The following is a 16,949-nucleotide window of genomic DNA, read 5'->3' on the forward strand; positions in this document are numbered from 1 at the left end:
TAATTAACCCCGTTGTCGAGTATTGAGCACCTCACCGGCTGCATTAACTAACTCTAGCTGTAGCGGCATTTGTCCCATAGCGTGAGTGGAACAACTTAAACAGGGATCATAGCAACGAATACCCGCTTCCACCCGGTTTAACATCGCTTCGGGAATTTCGCCACCATGGATATAATGTTGGGCGATTTGTTTCACCGTTTGATTCATGGCCAAATTATTATTACCCGTGGCAATAATCAAATTCACCGTTTCAATCAAACCATTTTCATCCACTTTATAATCATGGAATAAAGTACCCCGGGGCGCTTCACTAACTCCCACCCCTTGCAGATTATTAATTCCTGCTTCGGCCCGGCAGCGTTGAGAAACTATATCGGGATCGTCGATTAAAAGTTCGATACGCTCTAAACAGCCTAAAATCTCCACTAATCGGGCATAATGATAGTAAAAAGAAGAGGTGGCTACACCACCGACCCGATGGCGATATTCCCGTAACTCGATATCCGCTCCCTCCGTGCCAAAATGGGAACAAACATTTAAGCGCGCCAACGGACCAACCCGATAGATACCGTTGGGATAACCGAGGGGTTTATAGTAGGGAAACTTTAAATAAGACCATTTTTCTACTGATTCACCGATATAATCGCGATAATTGTCTTCGCTCAGGTTATCGGCCACGATATTGCCTTGACTATCGGTAAAACGAATATGACCACCGTAGTGTTCCCACTCGTCCCGTTTACCGACCAATCCCATAAACAGGGAAGGGAAATTACCAAAAGCGGCGATTTCTGTGGTTAAATTGTCTAGAAGTCCTTTAAACAGGTTTAAGGCCGTGTAAAGAGTCGCTTTAGACTCCGGCAGTCGTTCTTTAATCCATTGTCGCCCTTCTTCGCTCAAAGGAGAACGCACACCTCCCGGGACAGACCAAGCGGGGTGAATTTTTTTTGCTCCCAAAAGTTCAATAACTTTCTGTCCAAATTGACGTAAACGGATGCCCGCTCGCGCTAGGTCGGGATCGGCTGCGATTAAACCGAAAATATTCCGTTTAGCGGGGTCACTTTCCCAACCAAGCAGAAAATCGGGACTGCTAAGATGGAAAAAGCTTAAAGCATGGGATTGGGTTAACTGTCCCAAATTCATCAAGCGCCGCAGTTTTTCACCCGCGGGGGGGATTTGCACCGCTAGAATTTTATCGCCAGTTTTGGCGGCACAAAGTAGGTGACTAACGGGGCAAATGCCGCAAATTCGGGCAGTAATTCCCGCCATCTCCCACATCGGCCGTCCCTCGCAGAATTTCTCGAAACCGCGATACTCGACCACATGAAAACGCACGTCATCCACTTCCCCCCCATCGTCAAGGAAAATCGAGATCTTGGCATGGCCTTCGATCCGGGTGACGGGATCGATAACGACGGTTTTAGTCATAGTAAGTCCTCATTGTTCAGGAGTTCCACAGAACGGCATTGTGGAGAGTGCGATCAAGCTTGGTTTAGACGATAATTTATCCCGATCTCCGCCCTGCTGTCTCTATGATAGTTATTACCCCTTTAGCAATCCTAATTTTTATAACAATTTTTCCCGATTCTCAATCGCAGCTAATTTGGCATTTTGTAGCAAATACTACAGAAAATAGTTCGGAAATCCGCAATGATTATCTTTCGCTTTGCTGGTGTTGATCGGTCATTATATATATAGAAGTCGGTTCTCGGCTGTCAGTTTTCAGCTTGGTTCTGCTTTGCTCTCAAAGCTGAGGGCGAAAAGGTCGAAAGTCGGCCAGATTGTTTACAGCTAATCGGGAAAATCACCTTTTTGTTTTGTAATCTTACCTAACAATATCAGCGGCACTGCCGAGGATTCAGGAAACAGCGACCCAAAAACAAGCGATTGTAGTTGATAGCCCTTTGGTATAATACTTCTGTTCTAGATATTGGGAAAAAAAGATAAACTTAACATCATACCAAAGAATGAATTAACTTTGAACCTTTAGGGGATTGCCCGCGTCTAAAAGCGCAGGATACAATCAAAGAAATTCCGATCAAACTCATACCGACTTCAGATAAGCCAGACTCACCCGCGAGTCGGAATAGTAACAGACTTTTTCTGTGTCAAGGAGTCACCACCAAACCAATGCCCACCGCAAAAACCAACCAAACTCAATCACAGCCCACCCTCAATGCCGATATGGTGCGTACCTATCTGCACGAAATTGGGCGAGTTCCCCTCCTAACTCACGAACAAGAAATTATTTACGGCAAACAAGTCCAACGGATGATGAGCCTGTTAGAAGCGAAAGACGCACTATCGAAGCAATTAGGACGGGAACCACAGCGCTTGGAGTGGGCGGATTCGGTGAATTTAAGCGAAAATGAACTGGATCGAGCCTTGAAGACCGGCGATCGAGCTAAACGGAAAATGATTGAAGCTAACCTCCGCTTGGTGGTTGCGATCGCCAAAAAATATCAAAAGCGGAACATGGAATTCCTAGATCTAATTCAAGAGGGTAGTCTGGGATTAGAAAGAGGTGTAGAGAAATTTGATCCCACCAAAGGTTATAAATTTTCTACCTATGCCTACTGGTGGATTCGGCAAGCGATTACTCGTGCGATCGCTCAACAGGCCCGCACCATTCGTTTACCCATCCATATCACCGAAAAACTGAATAAAATCAAAAGAACCCAGCGCGAACTCGCCCAAAAACTGGGGAGAAGTGCCACCCCTGCCGAGATTGCCCTGGAATTAGAGCTAGAACCCGCTCAAATCCGCGAATATCTCAGTATGGCCCGTCAACCCATCTCCCTTGATGTGCGCGTCGGCGATAACCAAGATACGGAATTGTCGGAATTATTAGAAGATAGCGGAGTTTCTCCCGATACCTTCATCACCCAAGAATTATTACGGCAAGACTTAGCCAATCTCCTGGCCGAATTAACTCCCCAACAACGGGAAGTAATTACTCTCCGTTTCGGTTTAACCGATGGCAAAGAGTTATCCCTAGCCAAAATCGGTCAGAGAATGAACATCAGTCGGGAACGGGTGCGACAATTAGAACACCAGGCCCTGGCTCATTTACGCCGTCGCCGGGCCAACGTCAAGGAATATATTGTCGCTAGTTAGTAAAATTAGCAAATAACCAAGAAGGAGAGCTTGCGCTCTCTTTTTTTTGGGTTTAATTAATATAGAATCCCGATTAGTTTTCACCTGTGGCAGTTCCTTCATGACTAGATCGACAGAAACAGCGACCCCAACACTATACGAAGAAGATTTTTATCTCTGGCTAAAAACCACGGCAGAACAATTAAAAAAAGGCAAATTTGCCGAGGTGGATTTAGATAACTTAATTGAGGAGATTGAATCGATGGGGAGAAGTGAAAGACACGCGCTCAAAAGTCTTTTAACTCGTCTCCTAGAACATTTACTCAAATTAACTTACTGGCAATCGGAAAGAGACCGGAATGGCAATCATGGTCATGGAGAAATCAATAATTTTCGGGCAGAAATTCAAGATTTACTGGAGGATAGCCCTAGTTTAAAGCCCTATCTTCGGGAGATTTTTGAGCCATCCTACCATACAGCTTTAGAGACCGTCCGGAAAAAAATGGGTTTATCCCCCGGCGGTTTACCCAGTCAGATAATTTTTAATCTCGAACAGGTGTTAGATAATCAATGGCTGCCGATCGATTGGGAATAAACTATTGACTGTCTAAATCACTCCTTAAATCGCTAAACAGTCATCAGTGAACTGAAAACTCAAATCTGATAACTGATAACTGATAACTGATCTGGTTTTATTCAAGCAACTTCTTCAGTAGAGCATCCACTTCCTGGAGGCCAGATTGATTATTTTTCTGCACATAAACCGCTCGCGCTTGCTTAAAAGCTTCCGCAGCCTCTGTTTTTCGTCCCCGGCCCGCGTAGGCCCGACCGAGATTAAGATAGACATCGGCGTTATTGGGGGCGATTTCGGCCAAATCTTGATAGGCGATAATTGCTGCAAGATAATCTTTTCTGGCCAGATGGATGCGACCGATTCCCGCTTGTGCTTCCAAAGATTGGGGTTGCAGGAAAACAGCCCGACGATAAAAGGGGAGAGCCTCGTCAAAACGCTCTTGTTTTTCGAGTAAAATACCTATTTTTAGCTGAATTAAAAAATTTCCTGCACTTTGTCGCTCTATTTCCTTTAAAATTTGGGTTCCGCCATTTAAATCGCCCTGTTTGAGCAAAAGGCTGGCCAGTTGCAATCTTAATTCACTATTGTTAGGGAATCTTTGCAGGGATTTTTGGAGAAAATCGAGGGCTTCGGTGCTTTTATTCTGTTCGATCAAGGCTTTACCCATGATTTCGTGGGCTTGCTGATTATTGGGGTCGAGAGCTAAAACCCATTGGTAAACTTCGCCCGCTTTAGCATAGTTTTTTTGGCGTAATAACACCACCCCTAAACCGAGGTAGTGTTGGACGTTTTTCGGTTCTATTTGGATAGCGTAGTAGTAAGCGGTGGATGCATTGTCATAATCACCGATATTAGCCAAACTATAACCGAGCGCATGGAAAAAGTCGGGATTACTCGGATCGAGACTTAAAGCTTTTTGGTATGCTTGGGCGGCGGCGTTATAATCCCCTTGCCGCGTTTGTAAAAAGCCAATCCCAGAGAAAATTTTGGCATTATTGCCATCAAGGGCGGCAGCCCGCTCGTAAATGGCTATAGCTTCCCCATAATTGCCATTTTTGACCAATTGCCGCGCTTGACGCAGTAGTTCGTTAACCTGTGAATCCTTGCTCACGATTGCCCCTGCGGGATTATCGGCGATCGCAATTGAGGCAGAGAAACAGCCCCCCGCGAGAAGACCGACGAGCAAGATTAAACGGGTAAATTGTTTCATCTTTGTTAACGATTCTTAATTAAAATTTATTGTAAATGGTATTGACAAAAATCAACTATTCTGCATCACCCTTGGACGAGATTATTGCGGGCCTCTTGGGCGACTTGGGCGCTTTTGTCGCCGGTTAACTGGGTCAAAACAGCGATCGCATCTTCCCCCCCTAAGCGGCCTAAAGCTTGAGCGAGACGATAGCGCAGTTGCCAGTCATCATCACTAGCCAAGGGAACGAGTAAAGAGACGGCGCGAGGGTCGCCTAGTTCCCCAAAAGCGCTAACAGCGGCCGTTTTTACCAATTCATTATCGGAGTTAAGGGCGATTTCCAGCAGTTCAAAGCCCCGGGGTTCCCCCAATTCGCCCAAAGCTGCCACAATGCTAAATTGAATTAACCAGTCGCAGGATTGTTGATAGACGGCCACCAGATCATCGTAGGCTGCCGTTAATTTTAACCCCCCGATCGCATCGGCCGCGGCCGCTTTTACGTCTGCTTCCGGATCATGCAACAAGCGATCGCGTAGAATAGTTAAGGCCAGATCGAGATTCTGACGACCGAGGATATCTAACTGACTTACCGCCGAATAACGCACCCTAGCGTTACTATCCTTAATTAAAGGCTGTAACATCTCGAAGGCGATTTCTGGGGCTAAATAACGCAGTTGATTAACTCCCGATAAGCGATCGCCATAATCATCGGAATCGAGCAGCCGTTGCACGGATTCAGGGGAATAATTCATAATTTGATGACACCCTTAACAATTGGACTGGTATTAATTGTCCCATGAATAGTTATCGACTCCTGACTATCTCGATCATGTTTAGTTCCCCGGTTTTTTGGGGCTGTAGTCCTCCCTCTCCCCTTAAAAAAGAACCTACGGCCGAGATGATCGTTTCTCCTTCTCCCAGTCCGATTATTTCCGCATCAGACATTAAAGCTGCTAATCGTTATCGTCAATTGGGATTACAGTATCGTCAACAGGGAGATTTTATCAAAAGTATTGAAGCTTTAAAAAAATCGGTACAGTTAAACCCCAATCATCTAGACGGGAGAGTAATTTTAGGATGGACACAACACCTAGCTAAACAACCTTTAGCGGCACAAATAACCCTCGAAGAAACGATTAAAATTGCTCCCGATCATGTGGCTGCCTATAATGCTTTGGGTATTGTTTATCTTGTCGGTGGTCATCTTGAAAAGGCCGTAGTTACTCATACTAAAGCCGCTAATTTAAAACCCGATAATGAAATTGCCTACTATAATTTATCCCTCGCCTATCATCGCTTAAAAGATTTTAATTCAGCTATTACTAACGCTGAAAAAGCAGTTAAATTAGAGCCGAATAATCCCCATCCTCTTGTGGCTTTGGCAATGGTCTATTTAGACCAAGGTGATAGTAAAAAAGCGCGGGATACCTACAAAAAGGCTAGGGATTTAGACGGTCGTTATCGACAAAAATGGTTTCTGGCACACCTGAAGGAAGCTGGTTTTAGTCAGGAGCAAATTAAATTAGTCGAAAAGTTACTATCTGGTTAGATTTAAAAATTATTATTTCCCCTTAGGATGCCTGTCGATGTCCCAGTTTTAGGAAAATAGCTTCTAAATCTTCGCGGCAAGTATAAAACTCGCTTAAGGTCAGGCCAGAAACGACTAAAGATTTCAACAATTCGGCACTATCTTCTAGGGTTCCCGTAAATTTAACCCGGAGAGTATTAGTATGAATAATTCTTTGCCAACTTTCCACAAAAACACATTGTTTAAGAGCAGTTTCTAAGGCTTCTAAATTGCCTAGAGTCGTAATCTGCAAGTATTGACCAGCTAGACGTTGATTTAATTCTTGTAAAGAGGTGCTTTCCACTAGATAACCTAATTCCATGATGCCCACAGAACTACAAAGTTCGGCTAAATCACTAAGGACATGGGAGGAAATTAAAATAGTCATACCTGCCGATTGTAAGACTTTAATAATCTCACGAAATTGTAGGCGAGCGATCGGGTCTAATCCAGAAACCGGTTCATCGAGAAGTAAAATTAAAGGTTCATGGATAATCGTTCGGGCTAAACTTAAACGTTGTTTCATCCCCCGGGACAAAGTAGCGATCGAATTATGGCTTTTACCGGTTAATTGTACCAGTTCTAGAACTTCATAAATGCGGCGATGACGCTGGGAGCGAGGGATATGATAAAGACGGGCAAAATAATCCAGATAATTCCAGACATTTAGGTCATCGTAGAGGGGAAAATTATCGGGTAGATAACCTAAATTTCTTTTGAGACGGGGATTACTCTCATCTCTTAAAAGACGTTCTCCGTGCAGATATATTTCTCCCGTTGTCGGTTCTTCCGCTGCCGCTAACATCCTAATTAAAGTGGTTTTTCCCGCTCCATTTGGACCGATTAACCCGTAAACTTCCCCCGCTTCAATCTGTAAATCCACTTGATTAACAGCCCCATGGCGGTCAAATTGTTTGGTTAAACCAACGGTAGCAATGGCTAATTCTGGTGTGTTCATAAAGTTTTAGTAGTGGGATTGCTGACAAACTGGCCACCACATTCTTAACATTAACGTTTGGGTTTCCCGTTATCAATAGAACCATTCTTGATGGTATGGTGAGAACCACAACTAGGACAAGGCAATACAGGCGAAGAGGTGATTTTGTTCTGTGTTAGACTGATATTTGAGTAAGTCTAACACGAACCACAAAAAGATATTGATCAGAAAACTGATCATCAAGCTAGATGTTTAAAGACTGATTGGGTTCCAATTATTTTTTTTTGTTAATGAATATTTTACACAGTTCATACCAGATAAGCAAGAGGGCTACGCCACTACCACCAAATCCTTACCTTGCGCTATTTTACCCCCGAAGGTGAATTGGTTCCCACTCCCGCAGAAGCGGCAGGCAAAGCAGAAAATCAAGTCCAACAGGAAAGGCAGAAAGCCGCAAAATTAGCGGCTAAATTGCGGGAATTGGGCATAAATCCCCAAGACAATTTCTAATTAGGGTTGGCTGAATTTAATCCCATGTATAGACGAGAATTACTGCAATTTATTGGCTCTCACGCTCTTTTTGGGGCTATTAATCCAGAATTTGCTTGGAATTATCAAAATATTGACCATTGGGGCGAATTATCAAGGAATTATCGCCTCTGCACCACGGGAAAGCAACAAACACCGATCGATCTGAGTATAGTGACTGAAAAAGAGCTATACCACCCCACCTTTAATTATCGTCCTGTACCCCTAAAAATTCGCCATAACGGTCGTACAATCTTGGTTCAGACCGAAAAAGGTGGAAACATGAGTTTTCACGGCGAAAACTGGGATTTATTGCAGTTTCATTTTCATCATCCCAGCGAACATCAGATTAAAGGTCAGTCTTTCCCTCTAGAAATTCATTTAGTGCATCGAAATGGGAGAGGAAATTTAGCAGTTGTGGGCATTTTAGCCGAAATCGGCGCTTTTAATCCCTATTTACAAACGATTTGGGCTTATTTGCCCCAAGAACCTTCTCCTGAAATGATTATCCCCGATACTTGGGTCAATGCCGGGCTTTTACTGCCAGAAAATAGCGATTTTTATGAATATCGGGGGTCTTTGTCCACTCCCCCCTGTAGCGAGGATGTTCTCTGGTTAGTCTGGCAAAATGCGATCAAAATTTCTCCCCAACAACTGCAACAATTGGCCGCGATTTTTCCCCGTAATGCCAGGAATATTCAACCCTTAAACGGGCGATCAATCCGGCATTCCTAGCCGAAATTGTCGGCATTTTGGCTAATTTAGATAATTTTATTAACTTTTAGACCAACAATGGTAAATAACTCAGGAATGCGCTCAATAACTAAAGCTTCGGTGGCTGTCCAGTCACTTTCCTTAGTGGCTAAAACCCCCAGAACACTCAGAGGAACCTGTAGAAATAGGTGACTTAAGAGGAGAGCGATCGCAGCGATTACTAAACCTAAAAGCCGCCATTGGGGGAGATAGGCGGCCACGGCAGCCGCTAGAGGGGCAAAATTGTAGATTGGCCAAGTGATGAGAATTAAGAGGACGACTCCCAAAAGAGTAAGAAGACGATGGCGAGGACGTTTAAAAAGAGAGAGAATTTTTAACTGTTCGGGGGTGAGTTGACTCGGTTTTAGAGCAACCAACAAAAGACTAAAAATATCAAAAGGTTTTGTCCACTGCATCCAAAAGACGGGTATGATAGCGATCGCTCCTAGAAATAGCCATTCTAGCCAAAGAAAAGGCAAGGGATCGCCCACAGCTAAACCAATCCAAGCGATTTGTAAAAAGATTGGCAAAGCCGCTAACCCTGCCAGATGAATCCACAAAAAAGGTTCTGATTTCATAGAGGGAAGTGGGGAGATGGGGGAGTGGAGGAGCAGGGGAGTGGAGGAGTGGAGGAGTGGGGGAATTATGAATTATGAATTATGACTGATAACTGATAACTGATAACTGATAACTGATAACTGATAACTGATAACTGACTCCCGACTCCCGACGGTTCAAGTCTAATTAACTGGATAAAGTGCGACGTTTCATGACCATTTCGTAGGCTTCGATAATGTCGCCTTCTTTCCAGTCATTGAATTTAGAAACACCGACACCGCACTCGAAACCGGTAGCTACTTCCCGGGCATCTTCCTTCATCCGTTTGAGGGAATCGAGAACTCCCTGATAAACAATTTCCTTGCCGCGACGCACGCGCAGGAAGCGGTTCCGCACCAGTTTACCAGATTGGACATAACAGCCCGCCACGGCCCCACGACCGACGGTGAAGACGGCGCGCACTTCGGCGAAACCGAGGTGTTCTTCCACTTCTTCGGGGTCGAGAAGACCTTCCATCGCCCCTTGAATATCATCGAGAAGCTTGTAGATGATATTGTAATCGCGGATATCGACCCCTTCCCGATCGGCGGATGCGCGCGCACCACTGGCAAGGGTGGTATTAAAGCCCACCACCACCGCACCACTAGCGGCGGCCAGATCCACATCGGTTTCGGTGATTTCCCCCGGAGAGGCGAGGAGAACGCGAATCTGCACTTCGTTTTGGGGTAACTGTTTGAGCGCACCGAGGATGGCCTCGACGGAACCTTGCACATCTGCCTTGAGGATGAGATTAAGTTCCTTGAGTTGTCCTTCTTGAGCTTGGATAGAGAGGGTGCTAAGGCTAACGCGACGGGAGGAGAGGGCCTGTTGTAAACGGGTGTTGCGTCGTTCGATCGCCCGTTGATCGGCAATCGCCCGGGCCTCTTTTTCACTTTCATAGACATCGAATTCATCGCCAGCGGCCGGCACATCACTGAGACCGAGGATTTCCACGGCGAAGGAGGGGGTGGCCGCTTCGACTTTTTGACCGCGATCATCGATCATGGCCCGAATTTTGCCGAAAACGGAACCGGCGACGATGCTATCACCCACGCGGAGAGTGCCATTCTGGACGAGCAGGGTAGCCACGGGGCCTTTGGTGCGATCGAGGTTAGCTTCGATGACGGTTCCCTTCGCCAAGCGATCGGGGTTAGCGACCAATTCCGCTACTTCTGCCACCAAGAGGATCATTTCCAGCAGATTATCGAGATTTTCACCCCGCAGGGCGCTAACGGGAACCATGATCGTCTCACCGCCCCAATCTTCGGACACCAGTCCCTGTTCGGTCAATTCCTGTTTAATCCGGTCGGGGTTAGCTGAAGGTTTATCGACTTTGTTAATCGCCACAACGATGGGGACTTCGGCAGCCCTGGCGTGACTGATTGCCTCTTTCGTTTGGGGTTGTACGCCGTCATCGGCGGCTACCACCAGCACGGCTATATCGGTGACTCTCGCCCCGCGGGCGCGCATAGCGGTAAAAGCTTCGTGGCCGGGGGTATCCAAAAAGACAATCTGTTCTGGTTTGCCGTTATGTTCCACATCGACGTGGTAAGCACCGATGTGCTGGGTGATGCCGCCGGCTTCCCCCTGGGCGACTTTGGTTTTGCGGATCGAGTCGAGGAGGGTGGTTTTGCCGTGGTCAACGTGACCCATAATGGTGACGACGGGGGGACGACGCTGGAGACTTTCCCAGTCGGAGACATCGATCATTTCCGTGGTTTTGATCGCCGCCGACTGGGTGCTGGGGGTTTCCACGGCGATCTCGAAGTCCCTGGCGATCATTTCGATCGTGTCCACGTCGAGAGTTTGGGTGATATTAACCGCCATCCCTTTAAAAAATAGGGTTCTGATGATCTCAGTTTCGGGGACTTTCATCAATTCCGAGAGGTCGCGCACGGTGAGACTGCCGGTGACGACGATGCTTTCCGGGCGTTTTTCCTCTTGGGGTTCTTGGCGCTCGCTTTTCGGGCTGCCGGTGTGGGCGGTTGGTTTACTGGGCCGCTTAACTTTGACTGCTGTTGGGGTGCCAGGGGTGGCAGCTTTAGCGGTGGGCGGTTTGGGGGGACGAGCGGTGGAGAGGGTAAAACTGGGGGTATTAATTAACCCGGACAGTTCCGATTCTAGATCATCGTCATCTTCAAAGAGCGCTTGGGTGCGGCGTTTGTTTTTGCCGGCAGTTTTGGCGGTTTTGGCCGCTTTTTTTTCTTCCTCTTCTTCTTCTTCCCAGGTAGATTTTTTGGCCATGCGAGGGGGCATGGTGGGTCGTTTGAGTTTTTTGGGCCCGTCTGCTCCGAGCAATCCGGTATCTGTATCGATTTCTGTGCCATCAACACCAGATTTCTTGGTGGTATCGGTTTCCTCCTCGCTGGTAGCCGAGATTTTAGCGGGTAACCCGGGGCGAACCGGGCGCTTCAACTCCACTGTCTCCCGCACTTCCCTAGCTGGTTCCGCCAGTTTCGGGCTTTTTCCGTCGGGTTTGCGGTTGAGGGTCGGTTTTTCTGGTTTAGCCAAGCCTACCCTACGCTCAGGACTAGGGGCGTTTTCGCTCTCGCCGCGCTCGCGTTTTTCTCCCCGGGGCCTGTCGTTACTGCCAGGAGCATTTTTAGATCGGGGTTCTGGCCGGCCCGAGGCAGTTTCAGGGCGTGGTTTCGGGGTGAGGGAAGGTCGATTAGGTGGGGCGATTAAGGTGGGGGCTGCTTCTGGCACTAGCGGGGTTTCGGTCGGGGTTTCTTTAACACTGGGGCTATGAGATAGCATCTCTGCTGCAGTGGGGGGAGTTTTTTCGGCCGCCTCGTCGCGCCCTGGGGGAGCAACGAGGGGTTTAACCGGGGGACGGGGGGGACTGATTAAAGTCGGTTTGGCCGAGGAACCGGCTTGACCGGGATAGCTTTCCCCTTCTTCGCCGGTTTCGGGGCGGTTGTGTTTATGCAGGGCTAAAATCTTTTGTTTTTTTTCTTCGGCAGGACTAGCCGATTCTCGCTGACCCGTGCTATTTTTACTGGTACTCGAGGCAAATCCCTTCGCAGCGATTGCTTTGATGCGTTGGGCATCCTCTTCGCTGATCGTGCTACTGTGGCTCTTGTACTCGATGTTCAACTGGTCACAGATGTCCAAAATGTCTTTGTTGTCTAGATTCAATTCTTTTGATAAATCGTAAATTCTGACTTTCGTGTTACTCATCCATTATCCCCCGGCTAAAGTGTTAGTGATCCTATAAGTTGGCTGATTTTTTGAGCCTGTCAGGACTGTCCCATTTCCATGCTAACGATTTTGTGGCTATGATCGTCAATTTTAATCCTGATTTGGACGACCTTGCCAGGCAGTCCCGAGTCGCTCTTGCAAGGATTCATAGAGCGTTTCGGGAATATTGGCTTTTAGGGTGCGTCCGAGACGATTTTTTTGTCGGGCTAGTTGCAGGCAGTTGGGCTGTGGACAGATATAGGCTGATCTTCCCATGCCTTGATCTAATTGTATCTGTCCGGACGGGTGTAGTCGGACAATTCGCCAAAAGGATTCTTTCGGGGCGAAGAGACGGCAGCTAATACAGCGTCGATAATTGACGAAGGTGTTCATTCTCGGTCTAAATCCTGCGATTCTGGGTCTGTTTCATCAGTTTTCACCTCTTGTTCGCCTTTATAGAGGGCTATATCCTTAATATCGATTTTCCAGCCCGTCAGACGGGCGGCTAGACGCACGTTCTGCCCTTCTTTGCCAATCGCTAAACTCAATTGATCCTGTGCCACCAGTACCAGTGCTTGTCTTTCTTCGGCATTAGTGAACAAAACTTGGTCGATACGGGCGGGACTAAGGGCATTGGCGATGTAGGTGGCGGGGTCTGGAGACCAACGAATCACGTCGATTTTTTCGCCCCGCAATTCGTTAACCACGGCTTGAATCCGCGAACCTCTGGCCCCAATACAGGCCCCAACCGGATCCACGTCTCTCTCTAAGGTATCGACGGCGATTTTTGTCCGCGAACCAACGTGACGGGAGGGGGGATTGGCTTCCCGGGCGACGGCGACAATACGCACGATTTCCTCCTCGATTTCGGGAACTTCGTTGGCGAACAGATATACTACCAAACCCGCCGCCGCTCTGGAAACGATTAATTGCGGGCCGCGGTGAGAACCTTCCAGGACTTTTTTGAGCAGCACTTTAAAGGTGGCGTTAGCGCGATAGTTATCGTTGGGCAGCTGTTCCCGTTTGGGTAGTTCTGCTTCCACTTCCGGTTGACCGTAGGTGCTTTGTACCATGACAATAGCGGCCTGTCTTTCAAAACGGACGACCCGGGCCTGTAAAACCGTTCCTTCCAGATCTTGGAACTCCTCTTGAATCATTTTGCGTTGGTTATCCCGCAGTTTTTGCAGTAAAACCTGTTTAGTTTGAATCGCCGCCATGCGACCAAATTCTTTTTGGTCGGGGGTGACATCAAGAACTACTTCATCCCCTAACTGGGCCTCATCGGCCACTTCTTGCACTTCTTTGAGACCGATGTGATGGTCGGCATTGGTCACTTCTTCGACAATAGTTTTAGTAGAAAGGATGCGAAAGCCTTCTTCTTCTACGTCTAATTCCACATCAAAGTTATTGAAATAATCTTCATGGAATTGAGCAGCTTTTTCTAAACTTTGGGCGCGTCGATAACGTTCATACCCCTTGAGAAGTGCTTCACGCAAGGCTTCTTGTACGGCATTTTTGGGCAGATTATGTCGTTGGCTAATTTCTTCGAGCATTATTTTTAAACCGGGCAAATTAACAGTAGCCATAATTATTTTTTCTCCTTACTTTTGAGTTATTAGTTTTTTAGCCATTAGCCTTGTATCAGTTATCAGATGTAAGTTATCAGATGTAAGTTATCAGATGTAAGTTATCAGATGTAAGTTATCAGATGTAAGTTTTAAGTTAATTAGTTAGTTATTTATTTATCTTCATCTTTATCCCTGATTACTGATTACTGTTTACTGATTACTGTTTACTGTTTACTGTTTACTGTTTACTGTTTACTGATTACTGCTTACTGATTACTGCTTACTGATAACTGATTACTGTTTACTGATCACTGATTCTTGCGCTGCTCATCTAAACGGACGCTGATGACGGTAGTGCGATCGATGCTCAGGGAGCGACCTTTTTGGTTAAGATAAATAGATTGCTCATCTCTACCTTGCAGTTTTCCGCGCCATTCTTGCGGTTTTCCTTGGCTATCCTGGCCGGTAACGATGACGGGAAAACCTTTAAAAGACTGAAATTCGCGCTCACTGCTCAGTTGTCGAGAAATGCCGGGGCTAGATATTTCTAAAACGTAGGCCCCGGGTAAGATTTCTTGACTGTCGAGGGCGGTTTCTAAGGCCCGACTCATCTGCTCACAGTCCTCTAAACCAGTATCCCCCCCCAGATTGCGAATATCGACGCGCAGGACGGGAGGCCTTTTATTGGTTTGGAAAACGATATCGACCACTTCTAGCCCCAAGTTTTCAGCGATAGGGGTGGCTAGGTGCAGCAGGTCGGGGATGAGCGGATGGGTCATGATTTAGACAACAAAAAAAGCGGGCGAAACCCACTTCCCTAAACTGTTAGTGATTGGGATAGGCAGTTGTTAGACCACCTAGCTAAATACAATATAGCAAAAAACCGTCATCACTATTTGCCCCCGGGGTCGTGCCTGGGGGAAAACAGAACAGTGGTCACGATCGAGTCGATCTGTCACAATGAATACAGGGTAACTAGATATAGAGTCAATTATGGATCAAAAATCTCCACTCACCGTAGTTAGAGCCAAGTCAGCTAAGAATCGTGGTCGTCGGCCAGTATGGAAAGGGATTGTCACCACTTGGATGATTCTGCAAACCTTTGGCCATGTCACTCCTGCTTGGAGTCAAAAAAACCAAAATACCCTCACCTACGGTGAATTGTTAGAGAAGATCGAGCAAGGAAAGGTAAAAAAGGTCGAAATCAATCCTTCTTCGCAGCAGGCAGCAGTTACCCTCGTCGGTCAAACGGACAAGGATCCCCCGAAAGAAGTCAATTTATTTGACCAAAATCCCGAATTAATCAAGAAACTCGATGCTGAAAAAATTGAGTACGGCATTCTCCCCAGCACTGACAATTCGGCCTTGATCAATGTTCTCACTAACCTGTTAGTGATTATTCTCGTCTTGGGATTATTGGTGTTTATTATCCGTCGTTCTGCCAATGCTTCCGGTCAAGCGATGAACTTCGGTAAATCAAGGGCGCGGTTTCAGATGGAGGCGAAAACCGACACACAATTTAATGATGTCGCGGGTGTGGATGAGGCCAAGGAAGATTTACAGGAAGTGGTGACATTCCTCAAACAACCGGAAAAATTTACGGCTATTGGCGCAAAAATCCCCAAAGGAGTCCTGTTAATCGGGCCACCGGGGACGGGGAAAACTTTACTGGCTAAAGCGATCGCGGGAGAGGCGGGAGTGCCTTTTTTCAGCATCTCCGGGTCGGAATTCGTGGAGATGTTTGTCGGGGTTGGTGCGTCGCGAGTGCGAGATCTGTTCCGAAAAGCCCAGGAAAATGCCCCTTGTTTGGTTTTTATCGATGAAATTGATGCCGTTGGTCGTCAACGAGGGGTCGGTTATGGGGGAGGTAATGATGAACGGGAGCAAACCCTGAACCAATTATTGACGGAAATGGACGGTTTTGAGGGAAATAGCGGCATTATCGTCATTGCCGCCACCAACCGCCCCGATGTTTTGGATTCGGCCCTTTTGCGTCCGGGTCGTTTTGATCGGCAGGTAGTGGTGGATTATCCAGATTGTAAGGGACGTTTGGCCATTTTAGAGGTCCATTCTCGCGATAAAAAGGTGGCTGCTGATGTGGCTCTGGAGGCGATCGCCCGTCGCACCCCCGGTTTTACCGGGGCAGATTTGGCTAATATGCTCAACGAAGCGGCGATTTTTACCGCTAGAAGACGGAAAGAGGCGATTACCATGGCGGAAGTCAACGATGCGATCGATCGGATTGTGGCCGGTATGGAAGGGCGCGCTTTAGTCGATAGTAAAGCCAAGCGTTTGATCGCCTATCACGAAGTTGGCCATGCGATTGTCGGTACTCTCTGTCCCGGCCACGATCAGGTGGAAAAAGTCACCCTGATTCCCCGGGGTCAAGCGCAGGGGTTAACTTGGTTCACTCCCGATGAAGAACAGGGTTTAACCAGTCGTTCCCAGTTATTAGCCCGAATTGCGGGATTATTAGGGGGACGAGTGGCGGAGGAATGTGTCTTCGGTGAGGATGAAGTGACCACCGGGGCCGGTAATGATATTGAAAAAATTACCTATCTGGCCCGACAGATGGTAACGCGTCTGGGAATGTCGGAATTGGGATTGATTGCCCTAGAGGAGGAGGGCAATTCCTATCTCGGTGGTGCTGCTGCTGGTTATCATGCCGACCATTCTTTCGCGATGATGGCGAAAATTGATGCACAAGTACGGGAACTTGTCAAGCAATGCCACGATTTAGCAACAAAACTTATCCTTGATAACCGTGTGGCGATCGATCGCTTGGTGGATATACTGATTGAACAGGAAACCATTGACGGCGACGAATTCCGGCGTTTATTGACGGAATTTCAGCAACAAGCGGATCGGTCAATGGTGACTACGGTTTAATTTGCCCTTCGTCTCCTCGCTTCGATTAAGTGGTTAGGAGACGATTTCAGACAATCTGCTAATCAGTCGGA

At 47.1% G+C, this 16,949-nt stretch carries 14 protein-coding genes and 2 pseudogenes; 6 read left to right on the plus strand and 10 right to left on the minus strand.

Going from position 1 to position 16,949, the window contains the following annotated elements; all coding sequences use genetic code 11:
• Window positions 1–3 precede the first annotated feature (3 nt).
• On the minus strand, window positions 4–1,428 hold the full coding sequence (locus O9300_RS01425) for a Ni/Fe hydrogenase subunit alpha (RefSeq protein ID WP_287969614.1): 1,425 nt from the start codon (window positions 1,426–1,428) through the stop codon (window positions 4–6).
• Window positions 1,429–2,130: 702 nt separating this feature from the next.
• Here O9300_RS01425 and O9300_RS01430 point away from each other — a divergent pair.
• Both O9300_RS01430 and O9300_RS01435 read left to right on the plus strand, forming a co-directional pair.
• Window positions 2,131–3,117 carry an RNA polymerase sigma factor, RpoD/SigA family gene (locus tag O9300_RS01430; protein ID WP_287969616.1) on the plus strand — a complete coding sequence of 329 codons (987 nt, stop codon included), beginning with the start codon at window positions 2,131–2,133 and terminating at the stop codon, window positions 3,115–3,117.
• 100 nt (window positions 3,118–3,217) lie between these two features.
• Window positions 3,218–3,691 (plus strand): DUF29 domain-containing protein, encoded by a 474-nt coding sequence (locus O9300_RS01435; protein WP_190723247.1) that lies wholly within the window; start codon window positions 3,218–3,220, stop codon window positions 3,689–3,691.
• Between the two features lie 97 nt (window positions 3,692–3,788).
• Here O9300_RS01435 and O9300_RS01440 read toward each other — a convergent pair whose 3' ends face one another.
• Together O9300_RS01440 and nblB are read right to left on the minus strand one after the other, a co-directional pair.
• Entirely contained in the window at window positions 3,789–4,880 is a 1,092-nt protein-coding gene (locus O9300_RS01440; protein ID WP_287969617.1) for a tetratricopeptide repeat protein, read from the minus strand.
• Between the two features lie 65 nt (window positions 4,881–4,945).
• Window positions 4,946–5,611, minus strand: coding sequence for a phycobilisome degradation protein NblB (gene nblB, locus O9300_RS01445; protein WP_079209541.1), 666 nt, complete (start codon window positions 5,609–5,611; stop codon window positions 4,946–4,948).
• 44 nt (window positions 5,612–5,655) lie between these two features.
• On the opposite strand from nblB, the gene O9300_RS01450 reads away from it, so the two are divergent.
• Window positions 5,656–6,408, plus strand: coding sequence for a tetratricopeptide repeat protein (locus tag O9300_RS01450; RefSeq protein WP_287969619.1), 753 nt, complete (start codon window positions 5,656–5,658; stop codon window positions 6,406–6,408).
• 22 nt (window positions 6,409–6,430) lie between these two features.
• On the opposite strand, the gene O9300_RS01455 is transcribed toward O9300_RS01450, so the two are convergent.
• Together O9300_RS01455 and O9300_RS01460 are read right to left on the minus strand one after the other, a co-directional pair.
• Window positions 6,431–7,384, minus strand: a complete 954-nt coding sequence (locus O9300_RS01455) for an ABC transporter ATP-binding protein (protein WP_287969620.1) — start codon at window positions 7,382–7,384, stop codon at window positions 6,431–6,433.
• 53 nt (window positions 7,385–7,437) lie between these two features.
• Window positions 7,438–7,600 (minus strand): annotated as a pseudogene (locus O9300_RS01460) (ISNCY family transposase); the annotation flags it as partial.
• Window positions 7,601–7,720: 120 nt separating this feature from the next.
• Here O9300_RS01460 and O9300_RS01465 point away from each other — a divergent pair.
• Together O9300_RS01465 and O9300_RS01470 are read left to right on the plus strand one after the other, a co-directional pair.
• Window positions 7,721–7,873: pseudogene (locus O9300_RS01465) on the plus strand (Uma2 family endonuclease); the annotation flags it as partial.
• A 24-nt stretch (window positions 7,874–7,897) separates the two neighbouring features.
• Window positions 7,898–8,626: a carbonic anhydrase gene (locus O9300_RS01470; RefSeq protein WP_287969622.1), complete on the plus strand. Its 729-nt coding sequence runs from the start codon at window positions 7,898–7,900 to the stop codon at window positions 8,624–8,626.
• Between the two features lie 26 nt (window positions 8,627–8,652).
• Here O9300_RS01470 and O9300_RS01475 read toward each other — a convergent pair whose 3' ends face one another.
• From O9300_RS01475 to rimP, 5 genes are all read right to left on the minus strand, one after another.
• A complete protein-coding gene (locus tag O9300_RS01475) occupies window positions 8,653–9,222 on the minus strand; it encodes a low-complexity tail membrane protein (RefSeq protein WP_004159551.1) in 570 nt (189 codons plus the stop codon).
• Window positions 9,223–9,388: 166 nt separating this feature from the next.
• The gene (gene infB / locus O9300_RS01480; RefSeq protein ID WP_287969623.1) at window positions 9,389–12,421 is read right to left on the minus strand and encodes a translation initiation factor IF-2; all 3,033 of its coding nucleotides are present in this window, start codon (window positions 12,419–12,421) and stop codon (window positions 9,389–9,391) included.
• A gap of 111 nt (window positions 12,422–12,532) precedes the next feature.
• Entirely contained in the window at window positions 12,533–12,814 is a 282-nt protein-coding gene (locus O9300_RS01485; protein ID WP_287969625.1) for a YlxR family protein, read from the minus strand.
• Window positions 12,811–14,007: a transcription termination factor NusA gene (gene nusA, locus O9300_RS01490; RefSeq protein ID WP_287969627.1), complete on the minus strand. Its 1,197-nt coding sequence runs from the start codon at window positions 14,005–14,007 to the stop codon at window positions 12,811–12,813. Before nusA ends, O9300_RS01485 begins: the two co-directional genes overlap by 4 nt.
• Before the next feature lie 290 nt (window positions 14,008–14,297).
• On the minus strand, window positions 14,298–14,768 hold the full coding sequence (rimP, locus tag O9300_RS01495) for a ribosome maturation factor RimP (RefSeq protein ID WP_287969629.1): 471 nt from the start codon (window positions 14,766–14,768) through the stop codon (window positions 14,298–14,300).
• 214 nt (window positions 14,769–14,982) lie between these two features.
• On the opposite strand from rimP, the gene ftsH reads away from it, so the two are divergent.
• Complete coding sequence (gene ftsH / locus O9300_RS01500; protein ID WP_287969630.1) at window positions 14,983–16,878, plus strand: ATP-dependent zinc metalloprotease FtsH; 1,896 nt, start codon at window positions 14,983–14,985, stop codon at window positions 16,876–16,878.
• Window positions 16,879–16,949 lie beyond the last annotated feature (71 nt).

Source organism: Microcystis sp. LE19-195.1E (assembly GCF_027532095.1).
Taxonomy (GTDB): Bacteria; Cyanobacteriota; Cyanobacteriia; order Cyanobacteriales; family Microcystaceae; genus Microcystis; species Microcystis aeruginosa.